Source organism: Pseudoalteromonas sp. PAR1 (assembly GCF_947311895.1).
GTDB classification, from domain to species: Bacteria; Pseudomonadota; Gammaproteobacteria; order Enterobacterales; family Alteromonadaceae; genus Pseudoalteromonas; species Pseudoalteromonas lipolytica_C.
Genome location: NZ_CAMZMY010000017.1, coordinates 13,883 through 31,706, shown reverse-complemented (window position 1 = coordinate 31,706; position 17,824 = coordinate 13,883). Strand labels below are relative to the sequence as shown.

Sequence of the window (17,824 nt, the reverse complement as noted above, 5' to 3'; positions counted from 1 at the left end):
TAATCTCTTCTTTGATTCCGTATGCCTATCTTACCGAAAAGCCTTTGTGTTGCATCTATTATTTTAAAAATAAAAGGTTTAGCACAAAGGCTTTACTTTAAATATTGTGATTATGCTTGGTGAACATTTACCGCAATTGCGTTATCTTCGCGCATTTTCTTCTTCGCTAAACGCTTAGTGCGGTCAACAACGTCGCCGACTAATTGGCCACAAGCTGCATCAATATCATCACCGCGTGTACGACGCACAATACAGGTAATGCCCGCTGCTTGTAGTACTTTTGAAAAGCGGTCGATGCGGCTGTTACTTGAGCGACCATATTCGTTACCCGGGAATGGGTTAAACGGAATAAGGTTCACTTTTGAAGGCGTCCCTTTTAGTGTTTTAACCAATTCGTGTGCTTGATCTGTGCTGTCGTTCACACCTTGCAGCATAACGTATTCGATAGTCACATCTTTATTTGCTTTAGAGCCATCAATATAACGACGGCACGCCGCTAAAAACTCTTCGATTGGGTACTTTTTATTGATTGGTACCAGTACATCACGCAGCTCATTGCTTGGTGCGTGCAGTGAAATAGCCAGCGCTACGTCGATTTTCTCTTTTAATAAGTCAAGCGCAGGCACCACGCCAGATGTACTTAAAGTAACGCGACGTTTTGATAAACCAAAACCCCAATCGTCCATCATAAGCTCCATCGCAGGTACGACGTTTTTAAGGTTAAGCAGAGGCTCACCCATACCCATCATTACCACGTTAGTCACAGGGCGTTTTGTGCTGTCACCGTCTAAACCAATGTCTTTTGCTACGCGCCAAACCTGACCGATGATCTCAGACACAGATAAGTTACGGTTAAAGCCTTGTTGTGCTGTAGAGCAGAACGTACATTCAAGAGCACAACCAACTTGTGATGAAACACATAAAGTTGCACGGTCTTTTTCAGGGATCCAAACAGCTTCGACTTCTTGGCCACCTTTAAGCAATAGGGCGTATTTGATGGTGCCATCACTTGCCACTTGCTTAACAGAGATTTCTGGAGCAACAATTTCGCATTCAGCTTTTAGTTTTTCTTTAAGCTTTTTATTGACGTTGGTCATATCGTCAAAATTGTCTACACCAAAATGATAAATCCATTTCATCACCTGATCGCCACGGAATGGCTTTTCACCGAACGATACGAATAGCTCACGCATTGCGTCTCGGTTTAAATCTAACAAATTAATCTTTTTTTCAGTGGTCATGAAACAACCTCAATCAGTGACGGTGGTAAGTAGTTTTGGTGCGCGATTGTATATTATTTAATCGACTTAGTCATTAGCTAAACAGATTTACAATAGGCTTAGCTGATGACTAAAAAAGGGCCCGAAAGCCCTTTTTCTTCTGCATCACAGACTTAGCTGTGAACTCGAAATTAACGAGTACGTGGGCAGATTTCTTCGTCAGCGAAGAAGTATGCGATTTCACGTGCAGCTGATTCAACAGCGTCTGAACCGTGAACAGCATTTTCGTCGATGCTGTCTGCGTAGTCAGCACGTAAAGTACCAGCTAGTGCTTCAGCAGGGTTAGTAGCACCCATGATTTCACGGTTTTTAAGTACTGCGTTCTCACCTTCAAGAACAGTAACCATTACTGGACCAGATGTCATGAACTCAACTAAAGCACCGAAGAAAGGACGCTCGCTGTGCTCAGCGTAGAAACCTTCAGCTTTCTCTTTTGAAAGGTGAACCATTTTAGCTGCAACAATTTTAAGACCCGCAGTTTCGAAACGGTTGTAGATTGCACCGATGTGGTTTTTAGCAACTGCATCAGGTTTTACGATTGAAAAAGTACGCTCTAAAGCCATCTTTATGCTCCAATAATTTTGAATATAAAAGGATAAATATTAACGGGCGCGAATTATACGCGCTTTACGTGAAAATTCCTAATTTAATTAAACATTAGCGTGATGGCATTTTTATGAATGTATAAATTTTCCCTAGAGAAGTCATGCAGTGAACCAATAACCGTATGGTAAGTTAATGATACCAAAGTAATTGGTGCATAGTTTGTACTCTATACTCTTACCTTTAATGTCGCTGATGTAGATAAAGATGTTTTGCGAACTCTATGCTAAATGTCAGGCCTGAAGTGCAAAATCAGCACATTATTTTCACTGATATTTACTAAGCAATGACGAGGTGTTTTTTTAGTTTTAGGGCATTCAAATTTTAAAGCTGAAGTTAACTTTATTTAGCTTAAACAAATAATTAACAATTAATGTGCAGTTGTTAATTTTAGGTTCATTTAAGTCTGGTTTTTCTATTCTTTATCATCCTTCTGTTTTTTATTTTCTCCTATTAATTAGTGTTTTAACTCTACTTTTTGCATCACTCTTTAATTAGTGGTTAGTAATTCACCTTATATCAAAATGTAACTCAAATGTTAAATTTGAGTGTACAAAACGCTACATGGTTTTACGTGAATTCCGACTTTTATTCAGTCATAAATTAGTAACGGATTGCTTCTTTGTCATGGGCAAAGTTCAGTTCTGAGAAAACAATTCTAATAATTGAAGGAGATATCAATGAAATTACGCAGCGCGTTTACCAAGCTGTCATGTGCTTCGGCCTTTGCTTTAGGCACGATGCTGACACTTTCGCCAGCAGCGAATGCAATGAAATTAAAACAACAAAATTTGCAACAGATGACGGTGGAATCACAAAGCATCATTTCAGGACGCGTAGTTAGTGTTACTGACGGTTTTGATAATAACCGCCCTTACACTGAAGTGACCATTGAAGTTTCGTCTGATGCAAAAGGCAAAGTAAAAGAAGACTCAACTTATACATTTCGCCAGTTTGGTTTGATTAAGCCTCGTTCAATGGGTAATGGCAAAGTTTACTTAGGGGCTACACCTGAGGGATTTTCTAAATGGCGCGAAGGCGAGCAAGTGATTGCTTTTATGTATAAACCAGCATCTATTACAGGCTTTCAAACTACGGTAGGTCTGGCACAAGGTAAGTTTGTTGTACGTAACGGTAAGGTAGAAAATATTTTTGCTAATCAAGGCGTTTTTGAAGGGTTAGACACCAGTAAGTTGTCAGCTGAACAACAGAACCTTTTAACCACACCAGGTGCGGTTGATGTAGGTGTTTTTATGGATTTAGTGGGTAAACTATCTGGAGTGCAACAATAATGAAATTTTCAAGAATCGCAGCAGCATTAGCGCTAGCAACAGTATCAACCGGTGCATTAGCTGGCGGCCCTTTGTATATTCATGAACAAACTATGCAGCCTTACAAATGGGATACTTCAAATGGCAGTATTCCTGTTTGGACCGATGGTGGTCAGCTGATCAAAGACAAAGATGGTAATGATGTTGAAACATTTAGTGTGCTTGAAAAAGGTACCGTATTTAACATTGATGTTACCTTACCTGATGGCACTGTGATCCCAGCGAATACAGAGCTAGACCGTGACTATACTTTTTTAACAGTTGAGCAAGCAAATGCAGTGACAGCGAACGCTGTAAAAGAGTGGTCTGATGTTGAAACATCAACATTTGAGATGTCTATTCAAGGCACAATCTTTGAAAAAACCGGCATTGCTGATGTAACAGCTGAAAATGTAGACCAAATTTATGGCGTTGAAAACGGCTATGGTTTTTGGGTTAACTACGACACCGACGGTGGAATTTTAGAAAACTATTTTGGTGTGCCTCGCAATTCAGTGCTTGGTATTGCATTCCCAGAATGGGCTGATGAAGAAACAGGTGAAATATTAGAAGCCACTGCGTTGATGAATGGCTGGTATGTTGATATTAACGATACTGACGGCACGCAAGTAGGTGGGGTATTTACCCATGAGTTCGGTCATGCGATTAATATGTCTCACTCTCAAGTAAATGGTCATTTAGTGTATATGTCGGCAAGCTATAGTCCGCAATACGATGGTGTGCCTGGTTGTGCTGGTGTAACTAAGTTTACCAGCTCAAGTATGCTAGATTTCTCAGCGATTGAAACAATGTTCCCGTTTATTAATGTTCGCTCAAGCGCAGGTTCTAATCAGCATACCATTAATGTAAAAGACGATATTGTAAACATCTCTGATCTTTACCCAACAGCCGAGTACAAATCACAGTTTGGTAGCATTCAAGGCAAGCTTTTTACAAAAGAAGGCGTTGAGTACTCAGGTATTAACTTGATAGCTCGAAATCTTGATAATCCTTATGAAGATGTGATCAGTCAGCAGTCAGGTAATATGACTCAAGGTCGTATTGGACCTGATGGATCATTTACTATTAATGGTTTAACTCCGGGTGCGCGTTATGCACTTTATACCCAAGAGATTAATGCTGGCGGCTACCCAACTCAGCAAACAAATATTTTGTCAGAAGCAGAGTATTGGAATGAAAATGAAAGTGCGGACCCAAGTACAGATAATGCGTGTGCTTTAACTGAAATTGTTGTTTCAGCAGGCGAGACAAAGCAAGTTGAGATGATCTTTAACGGTTATCAAGACGGTATCCAATATACACCACTTATTTCAGCATTTGTTATGGACCACGCGAAAAATGGTAAGAAGGCGCTAGGAACAACGTCATCAGGTATCCCATTTTTATATGACAGCGCGACTAAGTCATTTGACACATTAGTTAGCCCTGATGGATACGCATTACTGAGCTCTACAAATACTGCGATGAATAAAACTGCAACTAAAGCAGCAATCACCGCACATTTTAATGACAACGGAATTATGCAAGGCGGTATCTGGGATATTAACTCAGGCCACGTATCAATGCTTGAAGACTTGACGGGTAATAGCTGTGCGTTATCTAGCCAGCAAGGTTTTAGCTCGCAAAGTGTTTGGGATATGGATGATGCGGGTAAACTTGTCGTAGGTAATACACGCTTCCCTTATGACGGAACTAACCGCTGTGCAGAAGGTGAAGGCGCTCGTTCTGTCGGTATGCCAACAGTATGGGATGTTAAAACAGGTAAGGCAACACTGTTACCAGGTACTAAGATGGTTGACCGTTCATATGGTTCAGGTAAAGAAATCGCTCTAGTAGATGGTGATACCGAGATCCGTCGTACAGCATGGGCTCGAGCTGACCGTATATCAGGCAATGGTAAGACTATTACAGGTTCTACAAATGGCTTTACCCAAATTGCTTGGGTAAATGGTGAACTTGTTGATACTCATACCGAGTTTGGTGCGATTGATAACTCAGTTATTTCTGTTGATGGTCGCTATGTTGCGTTTGGTGCAATTGAAAACCGTCGTGCTGTTGGCGTTAAAGTTTGGGACACAGTATCAAATACCACAGAGCAAATTGGTAGCCTGCGTTGGTGTGACAACATTCCAGCGGTAAGCTTTTGGACTAATTACTGTGACCTAGGCTACAGCCATGAAGAGTTAGTTGAATTAGGTTTTGGCTTACCTTCAGTCATGGTACTTGATGCAAACGACGACTTGTCAGTAATTACGGGTCGTGCTGGTAGCCCATTAGCGGGCGGTTTTGTTGGCGCTATTTACCTTAAAGGTATTGGTTGGATGTCAACAGAAGAGTTCTTTGGTAAACAAGGCGTAACCGAAGCAAAAGGTATCTTAACCGATAACATGTTTGGTTTAAGTGCGAATGGCTCTGAGATTATGGCTGGTGTGGCTGGACTAACACTATCAATCGAAATTGATGCCAATAAAGCATTTGTATGTGATAACGGCCGCGACCGTGAGCTTAGCTTCCCTAAGCAAGTGGTTGAGGCAGTTAAACTAGGTGCTGAATTTGGTCGCTGCGCGCACTTAGATGACTAATCGTTTATTTTGTTAAGCGCATAAGACCCACTGAAAAGTGGGTCTTTATTTTAATTTTTACAGTATCAAAGAGTTTTCAATGTTTAAAAGAATCCCACTCTATGCTGCCGCCTTGTTGTTAAGCTTTACTTCTTTTAATGGATGGGCACAATCAAACCCAACAACAGATAACTACCAAGATAAAAGTGAATTTCCCAGCGAATTAATGACTGTATGGGAATTAGATGCGCCAGCATCGATAGAATATGCGAAAAAGTCAGCAAATTGGAATGACAGCTTCGCCAAACTTATGACTAAGTTAATAGCGACAAATAAAAATGTTAGGTATCAATTTGAGAATAATAGCCTAATAAGCTTTTATAATGACTCTCGGCAACAGCTCGCTATTCACTTAAATAAACAAACTACGCGCTTTTATCTATTTGAGTTTCAGCAAGCAGGCAAGCCCGCTGAGTTGAAAATTGAAAAAGCCGCAGGGGGGCGTATTAATATGCAAGCTGACGGTTTACTTGGCTATCAGTTTTTACTTTGGAAAAAGCGCAGAGAGCGTTTATCAGGAGTTTAAGGCTATAACTTTAATGAGAATAGCTCGTCAGTCGACTTTGCTATAAAGGTGACCATCTTACGGTCACTTTTTGCTTTAGACATCATTTATACATATGCATGCTATGTGATACCAATTCGCAATAATACTTAAACATTTTGAAGCATCAAACCTGTCGCTAACAAGGTTTTATTGCTTCAAAATAGATCCCTTAATTAAGCGTATTGGTATAACCGTGCTGCTGAGTTTTATTAATCATGATCTAGATCAATAAAATTACTGGGCAGATTATTATACTCCCGCGCTTCATTATCGTATTAATTCATGCAACCGACTTGTACTCGGTTCGATGTATGGAGCTTTCATGTCGTCACCTATTTTGACCCCTCGTCCTTTTACGCCTGAGTTGTTATCACCTGCAGGTAGTTTAAAGAATATGCGTTATGCCTTTGCCTATGGTGCAGATGCTGTTTACGCTGGGCAACCTCGTTATAGTCTTCGTGTTCGAAACAATGAGTTTGACCTAGATAACCTGCAAATCGGTATTAACGAAGCGCACGCGCAAAATAAAAAATTGTATGTGGTGTCGAACATTGCTCCTCACAATGCCAAAGTTAAATCGTACCTACGAGATATTGAGCCAGTCATTGCGATGCAGCCAGATGCGCTGATCATGTCTGATCCTGGGCTTATCATGTTGGTGCGTGAAAAGTGGCCAGACATGCCGATTCACTTATCTGTGCAAGCGAATGCAGTAAACTATGCCACAGTGAACTTTTGGGCTCAGCAGGGTATTGAGCGAGTTATTTTATCGCGTGAATTATCGCTTGAAGAAATCGCTGAAATTCGTGAGCTATGCCCAAATACAGAACTTGAAGTGTTTGTTCACGGTGCACTATGTATGGCGTACTCTGGCCGTTGTTTGTTATCAGGTTATATTAATAAACGCGATCCAAACCAAGGCACTTGCACTAATGCATGTCGTTGGAATTACGATGTGAAACCCGGCACCGAAAATGAAACTGGCGAAATGGTGCATAAAATCGACCCTAAAGCGGTGATCCCAACACTTGGTGATGGTGCACCAAGTAACGAAGTATTTATGCTTGAAGAGCAAGGCCGTCCTGGCGAGTACATGCCTGCTTTTGAAGACGAGCATGGTACTTACATTATGAACTCAAAAGACTTACGTGCAGTTCAATATGTTGATCAGCTTACAAAAATGGGCGTGCATAGTTTAAAAATTGAAGGCCGAACTAAGTCTTTCTACTATGTTGCTCGTACTGCGCAAGTATATCGTAAAGCCATAGATGATGCGGTTGCTGGTCGTCCATTTGATGCAAACTTATTTAAAACTCTCGAAAACTTAGCACACCGTGGTTATACCGAAGGGTTTTTAAAGCGCCATGCGCATCAAGACTATCAAAACTATGAGTACGGTCATTCGGTATCAGATAAACAGCAGTTTGTGGGTGAGGTATTAGGCCGTAACGATAATGGCTTAGTGGAAATTGATGTAAAAAATAAATTCTGTACTGGTCACTCACTTGAGCTTATGACGCCAAAAGGGAATATCAACTTCAAGCTAGATTTTATGGAAAACAAAAAAGGCGAAGCCATTAGCGATGCAAAAGGCTCAGGCCATATTGTTAAAATTCCTCTGCCAGAAGATATCGATTTAGATCACGCAATTTTGATGCGTAATCTCGATGCCGACCAAGACACCCGCAACCCATTCAATAAAGCTTAAGAGAAGATGCGCTAAGTGAGTTTAAACTGACTTAGCGCATACATTTAATCTATATTATCAAGACATTGTCCTTTTGGGTTTCCCCTCTAATTATTTTAATTCAGGGTATAAGTAAACGTTTCGAGTAGCGCACTAATATTCGTTTAAAATTGACCGTTTGAATTATCAAGCTAACGCTCACTAAGCCAATTCCAAGCCAGCCAATTTGCTGAAATTGCTCATTTAAAATCACAATAGCCAGTATGGTGGCGATGATAGGCTCAAGTAAAGTAATGAGCACAGCTTGGCTGGCCGCGATGGTTTTTAAGCCAATACTAAATAGCCAATAACCTAAAAACATCGGTACTATGGCCATGTAAAGCGCCACGCTGGTATTGGTAACTGAGGCAAAAAGCGCATCTCCAGTGATCAATAATGAAGGCAAAAGCACACACGCAGCGCCGCCAAATAGGCTTGCCATAGTCGCTCTTGAATGAACGCCGTTGCTAATTAAACGCTTGGCAACCCATGAATAACCTGCATAGGTAAGCCCTGCAATTAAGCCAAGTAAAATGCCGATGTTTTGGCTAAACAGCCCCTTAGCAGCAAGGTTATGCTCTTTACCTAACGCGATTAAGCTAATGCCTACTGCACCAAAGCAAAAGCTCACTAGCCAGCGAGTTGCAATGGGCTTTTTCTCAATTAAGTATTCTAATAAGACGGTAAATAAAGGGGCGCTGGCAATCGAAACAACAGTGCCAATAGCCACACCAGCGCTATTCATCGAGGTATAAAATGCCAGCGGATAAATAGCAATACAGGCTGAACCTAGTAGGGTTAGGCTGTAGTGCTTACGTAGTGCACTCGCATTGTTTATTAGCTGTTTTAGTGAGGTTAAACAAAGTAATACGCCGCCAAACCCCATCGCAAACGCACCTATTGCAAAAGGGCTAATGTCTGGTGCAAAGCTTGCGGCTGTGCCTGTTGTGCCCCAAAACACACTGGCAACTAAAACGGCAATGGTCGCGATGGTATGGTTCATTGATGATTCGCTTTAAATTTAAGATATCAAAAGCATAATCAAAATTGATGTGCAGTTTTTGACAAAAAGGACGGTTTTGTTGGCGTTTAAAACTAAAGTTATTTGTTGAATTTGCTCGGTGATAAACCAAAGAACTTTGAAAAACTGCGGCTAAAAGATGAAAGATCATTGTAACCAACTAACTCACTAATACGTTGTAGCGGGTAGTCGGTATGACTCAGCAAGGCTTGGGCTTTTTCCATTCGTTGTTTAGTTACATAGTGCATGACAGTCAATCCAGTTTGTTGCTTAAACAGCAGTTTAAATTGTGTTGGGCTCAAACAGGCAATGCTGGCAAGGTGTTTGATATGAAGAGGAGTGCTTAGATGACTGTCAATATAAAGCAGTGCCTCACTAATTCGGCTGTCGACCTTTGGCTGCATAATTTGCTCAGTTAGCAGCAAATTGAAGGTGTTAAACATGGCAAGTTCTAATTCACGATTAACCGCTTGCTCAAGTTGCTTTGCTACAAACTGCAAAAATGCCCAAAGTGATTGATTAATAGCAAACACGTAGCGCTCAGCAGTGGCCAGGTTATCTGGTAGCGTTGGCATATCGGCCACCACAAATCGTGCCTCTGGCATTGCGGTAAACAGGTGTGTTTGCGAGGCTTTGACAACCACGCATTCACCGGGGGCGACCTTACCTTGAAACTCACCCACACTAATAGCAATCACACCTTTTAAGGGCAGTACAAGTTGATGATAGTCATGGCTATGACTAACAGGCTTAGTACTGTATGAGCGGATAGATAGATTGCCTTGCATCGTTTTGTGATAACCGTTTGCTGAATAACGCTATTATGCCTGTTTGCTAGGGATGATCAATTTTATAGGCCATTAACGGGGTTAGCACATGCTCGTAGGCAATCATTAGCGCGACATAAACCAACAAAACAGCCATCAGTTTATTAAACACATTAAAAACACCCGGCCGTGATACTTGTTTGCCAAGCACCAAGCCCGCTAACGAGTAACTTGTAGGCGCACCAAAGGCAAGAATGGCTAAAATAAGAGACCAAAATACGATTGCAGCGCCGGTAATATCTGCGCTTGGGAACTGAATCGTAGCAATTGGCAAAGTGGCCACCAAGGCTTTTGGATTTAATAGCTGCATAAACAGGCCATCGAAAAAGCTAAGTGATGCATCAGCAGACGTATCACTCACCTGTACTTTTGCTTTTGCAACCTTCCAAGCAATGTACAAAATATAGCCGCAACCAATTAAGCTCACATAAGGCAAAAACTGCGGATTGATCACTTGTAAGCCAAGGTAGCCAAGCAGAACAAATAAGATAAACATCGCGCTACCCACACCGATAAAAAATCCAAGGTGTGAACGAGTTTGTTTATTTAAGCCGCTGCCTAAACCAAGTAAATTGATTGGCCCAGGGGTGTACATAATGCCAATAGCATATGCAAAGATATCTGCCATAACAGCTCCAAATCAGTAATTTAGCTCTATCTACGAGCCCATTGCAGTTGAAATTGTTTTGGTGTCATACCGAATACTCGTTTGAAGTTACGATTGAGGTGGCTGGCATCTGCAAAGCCAGATTCAACCGCTACGCTGGTGGCATCGCGGCCAACTTGTAACGCTCTACGGGCATAATTAATACGACAGTTCAAAACATATTGATGTGGAGTAATACCGAAGTGCTCGCGAAAGCGGCGGATAAAATGAAACTTAGACATAGTGGCAGCATGGGCAATGTCATCAATAGAAATGTCATTGTCGATATTTGCCAAAATGTAGTCTTTTGCGCGCAGTAGTAAGCTATCAACACGGGTGTTTAAAGTTGGCAAATCAAGGCTGCCATTGAGCCTTACTAAAGACTGCGCCATTTGCAATAGCGCAGCTTCTCGCTCTATTTTGCTGGTGCTATTGGTTTGTAAAAGCCTCGATAAGTTAATCACTTGATTACGCAGTAATGGATCAGCATACAAGGTGTTTGCCATACGTAATGTGCAATCTTCCTTATACCCAAGCGCTTTGAACAACGGCTGAAATTCATCGGGATGAATGTACAGCATTAGATACTCTAGGTTTTGCTCAGTGCCAGAGTGACCATCGTGAATATCTTCAGGATTAAACAAAATGACATTGCCAGGTACGCTTTTATAAAACGCATTACGACAAAAGAAATCTTGCCGCCCCTGTAGAGTAATGCCAATTGAATACTCTTCGTGAGCATGCTTTGCATAGGTAAAATCACTCATAGTCGAAGTCAACATCGAGATGCTCTGATGCTGTTCGTTGTTGATGTACTTAAAGTGATTGTCTTTGCTCACAGATGCTCCTGAAGGTTGTGCGCTTCGTTATTATTCCTACGCCAATATAGCGAAGCAGGCAACCTAAAAACTTGAACAAAATTGCTGATATTGAATTAAAGAGATTTATTTTTAACTAAATAACAGCAAATAGCAGTGATGATTTTATTTATTTTTCAATTTCTTATAAATAGTTCCGGTTTGGCTTTTCTTATATTTGATTTTAGTGTGAATGTTTTTATCCCTAACTTGGGTCTTTTAAATAAGCAGTAAAGTGGGGGTTAAATGAATTTACGTACAGCAAATAATTTAGTGGTTGCACTTATCACTATCAGTTTTTCGTTATTGGGCTTGTCTTTTATCTTAGGGGCAAACCCCAATGCCATTGGCAGTATATTTTCGTTTTATGGTTTAGACGCTCAGGTGCCTGCTCATTTAATGAGTATGATAGCAGGCTTTGCATTTTGTTTTGTTGGCATTACCAGCCTTCATTCACATTTGGGGTTTATTAATAAAGCGCTTCCGACCGTCACCGCACTTGCTATCTCACTGGTATGTTTAATAACTCTGCTTGGCGCTAATCGTTGGCTTGCTAGTGAAGGGGGCTTCCCTGTGATTGGTTCGGGGCAGGGGATCATTAAGTATTTTGCTGTTATTCCACTGTTTATATTTGTGTTTTACAAAGATGCTTTAACTGATAAAGCGCATATTGCTCTGAATTATGCATCGGTGGCATTAGTGCTGGTTTGGATTGGCGCCATGAAGTTTTTTGCTTTTGAAGCGAAGGGAATTGTGAGCCTTGTAGAAACATCGCCGTTTATGTCGTGGTTGTATCAGGTTTTTAGTGTGCAGGGTGCGTCGAATGTTATTGGCGTGTTTGATATTGTCAGTGTGCTGTTGCTTTGTGTTGGCTTGTTAATTAAGAACAACAAACTAATAGTGTTAGCTGGGCTTGCCTGCTGTGCTGTTTTTATCATGACACAAACGTTTTTAATTACCGCACCGAATGCGCTTAGCAGTACAACCGTTTTAGCTGGACTTGGTCAATTTGTGATTAAAGATCTGTGGTTTATTGCGAACTTAGTGATTATCTATCACTTAGCTGTAATTAATAAAACACCTAATCAAACAGCAGAATAAAATAATAAGGCCTCATTAGAGGCCTTTAAAATGAGAACTAAACAACGACAACGGCTTTTTGCTTTTGAATTCTAGAAAACTCAAGCGCATCGTTGAGATTGTTAAATTCAAAGTCAGTAGGTTCTTCAACATTTAAACTACCCGAAGCAATGTCATTAAGGAGCTTTTCTCCATCACTTACAAGGCGTTGCCATTGCTGTGTATCGCCATAATGATGTAATGCACCAAGGGCAATCTCGTGATAAGAAATTGTGCGCGTAAATGGCTCATCTACAGGTGTTTCAATACGTCCTAATAAACTGATCACATGGCCATTTGCTTTTAGGAGTGGCACTAACCTTTTAGCTTCTTCAGGGCCGTTAGCATCAAAGAGTGCAAAGTAGCCTCCTTCAGAAGGCGCGTCGCGTAATACTAACTTAACGCCAAGTTTTTCAGCTTGTTCTGTCGTTAAGCTTGTTGATAATGCATGAACTTCAAAGCCACTGTGGTTCAGCATTTGCGTCAGTAGTTTATTAACAGCCCCCATGCCGGTAACTAATACTTTTTCGCCTTTGCGTAATGGTATTTTGCTAAAGGCTTGCCACGCAGTAAGAAGTGGGCAAGGCAATGCAGCAGCAACATTAGCAGCTAACTCTTTTGGTACCTGCATAACACGTTCAGCATAAAGCAGCGCGTGTTTAGCAAAGCTGCCGTTTTCACTCAAGCTGTGATGATAAGCGACGGTTTTACCAATTAGTTTAGTGTCGACGCCATCGCCAACTTGCTCAACAACCCCAGCACCGTCTACGCCTGGCGTGTGTGCATCTGCCCAATTAATAGGATTGGCTTGGATAAACTTCCAATCAACTGGATTGATACCAATTGCAAGGTTACGGACTAAAATTTGCCCTGCTTTTAGTGCTGGTACATCTTTTAATCCCAAACCGAGTGCTTTATCAGCACCTTGAAATTGCCAAGCGTGAGTTGTTTTTACTTCATCATGATCCCAGTTAGGAGCAAAATCTGGGTTGGCTTGCCTGTCGCCGCAGCTAAGGGCATCAATTTGATTAATCTCGTCTTGGCTTAAGATAAGCGAAAGGGCTTTTAAGTTGGTAGCCATATTTTCACGTTTGGTCGATGACGGTATCGTCACCATGTCATGAGCTAATTCCCAAGCAATGACCACTTCAGCTGTGCTCACTTGATGTTTGTCTGCAATAGCCTTGATAGTTGGATCTTTAAGTACTTTGCCTACCGCAAATGGCATATAGCCCGTAACGAGAATGTCGTTTTGCGCGCAAAATTCACGTACCTTTTGGTTTGTTAGGTATGGATGTACTTCTACTTGATTGGTAAATAACGCACCTTTTGGCAAAATACTTAAGGCTTTTTCCATTTGTGTAATGGTAAAGTTTGAAACACCAATTTCTTTTGTTAAACCAAGCTCTTTTGCTGATTGTAATTCGGTTAAATACTCATCCATGCTCTCGCCATTAGCAGGGCTTGGCCAATGAATAAGCAGTAAGTCGACGTAATCTAGTTGCAGTTTAGTCAGGCTTTCTTTTACGCTGCTAATAAATTCAGTTTTGTTTAACTTATCATTCCATACTTTGGTGGTAATAAATAACTCACCACGTGCAACACCACTATCTTTAATCGCTCGGCCAACAGCTTCTTCGTTACCGTAAATTTGCGCGGTGTCGATGTGCCTAAAGCCCTCTTCAAGAGCTGTTAGCACACTTTGATATGCAATTTCGTCTTGTAATCTAAATGTACCAAAACCCAGTTTTGGCATAATTGATTGTGACATCATAACTCCTAAATTATGGAATTTGGGGAATTTAATACCCATTCGATGGGTAATTCGTTACGTCTAAAGTGCAGGCCAATGTGATTCACACCGGCATTTTTCATTGCCTTTAGTAATGACATGAGTCCGTTAATGCTTGTTTCAACCCTTAGAAAGGGATGATTGAATAGCGATATTATTGCGAGGAAAGTCTTTGCGAAAAACAGCAAGGATAACAAAACACCTTTGTCGTTTTTGCAAAGGTGTTTTAATCGTTATGAATTAGCTTCTTCTTTTGAAAGGGTAAAGTATGCGCGAGTGACAGGGTAGGCAATTTGTGAAATCAGTGCTGTGCCCCAAAGTAAGTTGCCAATGAGCGAAGGCACATGGGGTAAAATGGGAATGGTAACTAAAGCGAGTATAACGCCAAACATTCTTACTTTAGCTGTTGCAAAACGATGGGCTACACGGTGTTCGATCATTAACTGGATCCACAATAAACTCAATAAGTAGCCTGCTAACCCTACACAGCCAATGACACCATATTTAAGTGGGTAAGGTTGCCAAAACCCAGCTTTCACTTCGCCGGCGAGCGCAACGCCGACCATAACTGCACATAACATTAAAAATAGGTGTGCTAACCACCAACTTACGAGTGTCCATTTATGTTGATTCTTAGGTTTACCATTGCCAACAAAGTCAAAGTAAATCCAGCATTGAACAAATACTGCAATACCGCCAAACATAAAGTTAGCCAGTACAGAGGGGTCGACTTTATAAATTCCTTTTTCTGATAAAGTAATCACCAATTTAAAGAAACCTTCGCCTACGACAATGAGCAGTAAAAGGGCAAAGCGCTCAGACATATGCCCAAGGCGTGGTAAAAAACGTTTATTTTCAAGTACACCAATTTTTGGAGCCATATACAAAACTTGGATAGCGGCAATCGCAGTGCCAAATACCCAATAACGATAGGGTGCAGGCATAAAAGCTGTGGTCGCAAAGATAATGGCAAGTGCAAAGTAGTTACGGCTCACACTGCGTGCTAATTTAGTTGATTCGATCCCCAATTGATTGGTGCGATGAAATAGATACGCTGTAATAAGTCGGTTAGCTGCATAGGCCAATGCAAAATATGTCCAGCCTTTGTCAAGTACATGGGGAATAGAGGCTGCCATAACCATGGCTGTGACAATTTGGCAGGCCATTATCAGCCGATGTTTTACATCGGTACTGACATAGAGTGAGTTAAAAACGCTGGAGTCAGCCCACGCGAACCATACGGTGATGAATAAACCTGCAAAAGTAAGAAAACCACTTAAATGTAAGTGGTCGCTTAAAAAATTACCTAGCAGAAAAATGATTACCACATGAATAAGGTCATAAAATAATTCAACCCAATGAACATGGTCATGTGAACTTTTTAAATCTAGGTGATGCTTAGGTAAGCGCCACATTGGGTGGTTTTCTAATGCCATAATTGATCCTATCTATTTCCTTTCGACAATAATTGCAGTGATGGTGGTTTCACCCTCATTTTTGACTTGATGAGTCCATGCGTCATGCCACATCACATAGCCATTGGGGATCTCAAGTGTTGTTTGTGACTCTTTAGTACTGATGGTTGCCTTTCCACCTGTCTCAAAGTAGACAGTTTCAGCATTATGCTTATGCCAATTATCTTGCTCACCTGGTGCTAAAGTCATACGCAAAACAAGTACTTCACTGTTATCTAGCAATACTTCATAGTGATTAGGTGAAGCAATATGTGCATGGGGGAGTTGTGCTGAAAAGGCATGTGGTGAGCACATCATTATGCTCACCAAGCCAATCAGCAAAGTTGTAAATTTGCTCATGGCTACTCTCTACTTATGCATACCGCGAATTGGATAGTTATTTTTTGGGTCGCGTATCCAGCTAAGCCCACTTACCAAGGTTGCTAAATCAGGTCTTACAAATGGGTTATTAGAATAATCAACCACATGTACATTACCTTGCTCGTTAACCACAAACAGAGCAGGCTCTGCGAAAGGGTGATCTGTTTCTTGCGGTGAACGGGGATCAGATATGTAAGTACCTAATGTTTGCATTTGCTCTGTAGTCAAACCGTAAGCAAGTGGAAATGACACAGATAACTGTTCTAAATGCGCTTCTAACTGCTCTTTGCTATCACCTGAAACAGCAATTACATCAACACCCGTTTCTAATAGCGCAGCTTTGTACTGCTCGAGGCTGTTTAAATAGCGAGTACATAAAGGGCAATGCTTACCACGATAAACAACAACAAGCTGCCAGCTTGCACCGTGTTGAGGTTGACCAAGAACAGCCTCTTCACCATTCAAAAGTGCAGCACTAATACTAGGAAATGCACTGCCCGGATGGAGTTTATTGCTATAAACAGATTCGTTACTCATGAGTGCTCCTTAAAAGTTCTCGTTTAAGTGTTTTTCAAAGCGCGCAAAGTCGCTCTCGATGTCTGCATTTTTCATCACGTCATAACAGGCGAAAGTAGGTAACCCTTGCATACCGAAAAACTTAAAGTTCATATGCATTGGGAAAACAAGGTCATCAACACTTTTACCTTCAAAAAAGTCAGTGGCATCTGCAAATGATTCTGCAGGTGCATTTAAAGTCAGCGACATCATATATTGAGTGTTATTTAAGGTTCCGCCTTTACCGTAATTGGCTTTTGGATTGTCTTGATGACGACCATCACCATGGCAAAGCGCTCCACCCATGCCCGCGGTGTACACTTCATCCATGTATTTTTTGAATGACCAAGTCATGCCCATCCAGTTAATAGGTGATTGCAAAAAGACGATATCTGCCCATTGATGGTTCTCAAGTTCAGTTTCTACATCAAATTCGTCTTGTGTGTTAACCACACGAGTTTGATAGCCTTTTGCTTGAAAAAAAGCGTCGGCTTTTTCGATTAAAGCAGCATTTAACTTACCCTCAGAAAAAGGGTAATAGTGATGTGCGTTAAGAATTAATACGTTTTTCATAGTTGAGTATCCGTTTGCTAGTTACTTTATCATGTTCAAAATATATTGTGTGGTATATAATAGTAACCTAGATTATTTAATCAACTAGTTACCTTTTTGTAACTATGCTGAAAAATGCGAGGATGTTTTGGAAAGTTCAGTAGAAACAGATAGTAAGGGTAGAAAAAAAGTTTTAAATGCTTGCATGGAGCCGTGTGCTATTGAAAAAGGCATGCGTTTGATTGGCGGTAAATGGACGGGCTCTATTATCTATCATTTAAAAGATGGCCCTGTGCGCTTTAATGATTTAACGCGTATGCTGGGTGGTGCAAGTAAAAAAATGATCGACCAACGTCTAAAAGAGCTTGAAAGTAGAGCGATGATCACCCGTCATGTTATTAGCACCCGCCCGATAGCGGTGACCTATGAGCTTACTGACTTTGGCCGCTCAGCACTGCATATTCTTGATGAGTTACGGGTTTGGTCTGAATCGAATGAGATTTAACGCCAGT

Annotated in this window: 17 protein-coding genes and 1 pseudogene; 6 read left to right on the top strand and 12 right to left on the bottom strand. The window is 41.1% G+C overall.

All coding sequences use genetic code 11. The features are described from left to right. Positions 1 to 110 precede the first annotated feature (110 nt). Together QL229_RS14330 and ndk are read right to left on the bottom strand one after the other, a co-directional pair. Entirely contained in the window at positions 111 to 1,241 is a 1,131-nt protein-coding gene (locus QL229_RS14330; protein ID WP_138558255.1) for a bifunctional tRNA (adenosine(37)-C2)-methyltransferase TrmG/ribosomal RNA large subunit methyltransferase RlmN, read from the bottom strand. Between the two features lie 170 nt (positions 1,242 to 1,411). Next, positions 1,412 to 1,843, bottom strand: coding sequence for a nucleoside-diphosphate kinase (gene ndk, locus QL229_RS14325; RefSeq protein ID WP_036972405.1), 432 nt, complete (start codon positions 1,841 to 1,843; stop codon positions 1,412 to 1,414). Positions 1,844 to 2,563: 720 nt separating this feature from the next. Between ndk and QL229_RS14320 the strand changes: the two genes are divergently transcribed. The 4 genes from QL229_RS14320 to yegQ all read left to right on the top strand — a co-directional run bounded on the left by QL229_RS14320 (position 2,564) and on the right by yegQ (position 8,090). Next, entirely contained in the window at positions 2,564 to 3,175 is a 612-nt protein-coding gene (locus tag QL229_RS14320) for a hypothetical protein (RefSeq protein WP_199527499.1), read from the top strand. Continuing rightward, positions 3,175 to 5,796: a hypothetical protein gene (locus QL229_RS14315; RefSeq protein ID WP_281547102.1), complete on the top strand. Its 2,622-nt coding sequence runs from the start codon at positions 3,175 to 3,177 to the stop codon at positions 5,794 to 5,796. Before QL229_RS14320 ends, QL229_RS14315 begins: the two co-directional genes overlap by 1 nt. A 79-nt stretch (positions 5,797 to 5,875) precedes the next feature. Next, a complete protein-coding gene (locus QL229_RS14310) occupies positions 5,876 to 6,361 on the top strand; it encodes a hypothetical protein (RefSeq protein WP_135926792.1) in 486 nt (161 codons plus the stop codon). 343 nt (positions 6,362 to 6,704) lie between these two features. After that, positions 6,705 to 8,090 (top strand): tRNA 5-hydroxyuridine modification protein YegQ, encoded by a 1,386-nt coding sequence (gene yegQ, locus QL229_RS14305; protein WP_138558253.1) that lies wholly within the window; start codon positions 6,705 to 6,707, stop codon positions 8,088 to 8,090. Positions 8,091 to 8,190: 100 nt separating this feature from the next. Here yegQ and QL229_RS14300 read toward each other — a convergent pair whose 3' ends face one another. From QL229_RS14300 to QL229_RS14285, 4 genes are all read right to left on the bottom strand, one after another. Beyond that, a complete protein-coding gene (locus QL229_RS14300; protein ID WP_138558252.1) occupies positions 8,191 to 9,111 on the bottom strand; it encodes an EamA family transporter in 921 nt (306 codons plus the stop codon). A gap of 98 nt (positions 9,112 to 9,209) precedes the next feature. Next, positions 9,210 to 9,917, bottom strand: a complete 708-nt coding sequence (locus tag QL229_RS14295) for a helix-turn-helix domain-containing protein (protein ID WP_138558251.1) — start codon at positions 9,915 to 9,917, stop codon at positions 9,210 to 9,212. 46 nt (positions 9,918 to 9,963) lie between these two features. After that, positions 9,964 to 10,584, bottom strand: coding sequence for a LysE family transporter (locus QL229_RS14290; RefSeq protein ID WP_138558250.1), 621 nt, complete (start codon positions 10,582 to 10,584; stop codon positions 9,964 to 9,966). Between the two features lie 26 nt (positions 10,585 to 10,610). Then, positions 10,611 to 11,441 (bottom strand): AraC family transcriptional regulator, encoded by an 831-nt coding sequence (locus QL229_RS14285; RefSeq protein WP_281547101.1) that lies wholly within the window; start codon positions 11,439 to 11,441, stop codon positions 10,611 to 10,613. Positions 11,442 to 11,705: 264 nt separating this feature from the next. On the opposite strand from QL229_RS14285, the gene QL229_RS14280 reads away from it, so the two are divergent. After that, complete coding sequence (locus tag QL229_RS14280) at positions 11,706 to 12,560, top strand: DUF417 family protein (RefSeq protein ID WP_138558248.1); 855 nt, start codon at positions 11,706 to 11,708, stop codon at positions 12,558 to 12,560. Positions 12,561 to 12,597: 37 nt separating this feature from the next. On the opposite strand, the gene QL229_RS14275 is transcribed toward QL229_RS14280, so the two are convergent. The 6 genes and pseudogenes from QL229_RS14275 to QL229_RS14250 form a co-directional block, all read right to left on the bottom strand. Beyond that, a complete protein-coding gene (locus tag QL229_RS14275) occupies positions 12,598 to 13,482 on the bottom strand; it encodes an alcohol dehydrogenase catalytic domain-containing protein (RefSeq protein WP_249930242.1) in 885 nt (294 codons plus the stop codon). A 60-nt stretch (positions 13,483 to 13,542) separates the two neighbouring features. Beyond that, positions 13,543 to 14,349, bottom strand: a pseudogene (dkgB, locus tag QL229_RS14270) (2,5-didehydrogluconate reductase DkgB); the annotation flags it as partial. A gap of 254 nt (positions 14,350 to 14,603) precedes the next feature. Continuing rightward, the gene (locus QL229_RS14265) at positions 14,604 to 15,806 is read right to left on the bottom strand and encodes a low temperature requirement protein A (RefSeq protein ID WP_138558247.1); all 1,203 of its coding nucleotides are present in this window, start codon (positions 15,804 to 15,806) and stop codon (positions 14,604 to 14,606) included. 12 nt (positions 15,807 to 15,818) lie between these two features. Further along, positions 15,819 to 16,184 carry a hypothetical protein gene (locus tag QL229_RS14260; RefSeq protein ID WP_240704567.1) on the bottom strand — a complete coding sequence of 122 codons (366 nt, stop codon included), beginning with the start codon at positions 16,182 to 16,184 and terminating at the stop codon, positions 15,819 to 15,821. A 9-nt stretch (positions 16,185 to 16,193) separates the two neighbouring features. Further along, positions 16,194 to 16,742: a redoxin domain-containing protein gene (locus QL229_RS14255; protein ID WP_135926799.1), complete on the bottom strand. Its 549-nt coding sequence runs from the start codon at positions 16,740 to 16,742 to the stop codon at positions 16,194 to 16,196. A gap of 9 nt (positions 16,743 to 16,751) precedes the next feature. Further along, positions 16,752 to 17,333, bottom strand: coding sequence for an NAD(P)H-dependent oxidoreductase (locus QL229_RS14250; RefSeq protein ID WP_063704248.1), 582 nt, complete (start codon positions 17,331 to 17,333; stop codon positions 16,752 to 16,754). A 127-nt stretch (positions 17,334 to 17,460) separates the two neighbouring features. On the opposite strand from QL229_RS14250, the gene QL229_RS14245 reads away from it, so the two are divergent. Beyond that, positions 17,461 to 17,817 (top strand): helix-turn-helix domain-containing protein, encoded by a 357-nt coding sequence (locus tag QL229_RS14245; RefSeq protein WP_054553546.1) that lies wholly within the window; start codon positions 17,461 to 17,463, stop codon positions 17,815 to 17,817. The last annotated feature ends 7 nt before the right edge of the window (positions 17,818 to 17,824 follow it).

What these genes read in the sequence shown, in the direction of transcription:
- QL229_RS14330 (WP_138558255.1), bottom strand. Translation starts at nt 1,241, where the DNA reads ATGACCACTGAAAAAAAGATTAATTTGTTAGATTTAAACCGAGACGCA.
- ndk (WP_036972405.1), bottom strand. Translation starts at nt 1,843, where the DNA reads ATGGCTTTAGAGCGTACTTTTTCAATCGTAAAACCTGATGCAGTTGCT.
- QL229_RS14320 (WP_199527499.1), top strand. Translation starts at nt 2,564, where the DNA reads ATGAAATTACGCAGCGCGTTTACCAAGCTGTCATGTGCTTCGGCCTTT.
- QL229_RS14315 (WP_281547102.1), top strand. Translation starts at nt 3,175, where the DNA reads ATGAAATTTTCAAGAATCGCAGCAGCATTAGCGCTAGCAACAGTATCA.
- QL229_RS14310 (WP_135926792.1), top strand. Translation starts at nt 5,876, where the DNA reads ATGTTTAAAAGAATCCCACTCTATGCTGCCGCCTTGTTGTTAAGCTTT.
- yegQ (WP_138558253.1), top strand. Translation starts at nt 6,705, where the DNA reads ATGTCGTCACCTATTTTGACCCCTCGTCCTTTTACGCCTGAGTTGTTA.
- QL229_RS14300 (WP_138558252.1), bottom strand. Translation starts at nt 9,111, where the DNA reads ATGAACCATACCATCGCGACCATTGCCGTTTTAGTTGCCAGTGTGTTT.
- QL229_RS14295 (WP_138558251.1), bottom strand. Translation starts at nt 9,917, where the DNA reads ATGCAAGGCAATCTATCTATCCGCTCATACAGTACTAAGCCTGTTAGT.
- QL229_RS14290 (WP_138558250.1), bottom strand. Translation starts at nt 10,584, where the DNA reads ATGGCAGATATCTTTGCATATGCTATTGGCATTATGTACACCCCTGGG.
- QL229_RS14280 (WP_138558248.1), top strand. Translation starts at nt 11,706, where the DNA reads ATGAATTTACGTACAGCAAATAATTTAGTGGTTGCACTTATCACTATC.
- QL229_RS14265 (WP_138558247.1), bottom strand. Translation starts at nt 15,806, where the DNA reads ATGGCATTAGAAAACCACCCAATGTGGCGCTTACCTAAGCATCACCTA.
- QL229_RS14260 (WP_240704567.1), bottom strand. Translation starts at nt 16,184, where the DNA reads ATGAGCAAATTTACAACTTTGCTGATTGGCTTGGTGAGCATAATGATG.
- QL229_RS14255 (WP_135926799.1), bottom strand. Translation starts at nt 16,742, where the DNA reads ATGAGTAACGAATCTGTTTATAGCAATAAACTCCATCCGGGCAGTGCA.
- QL229_RS14250 (WP_063704248.1), bottom strand. Translation starts at nt 17,333, where the DNA reads ATGAAAAACGTATTAATTCTTAACGCACATCACTATTACCCTTTTTCT.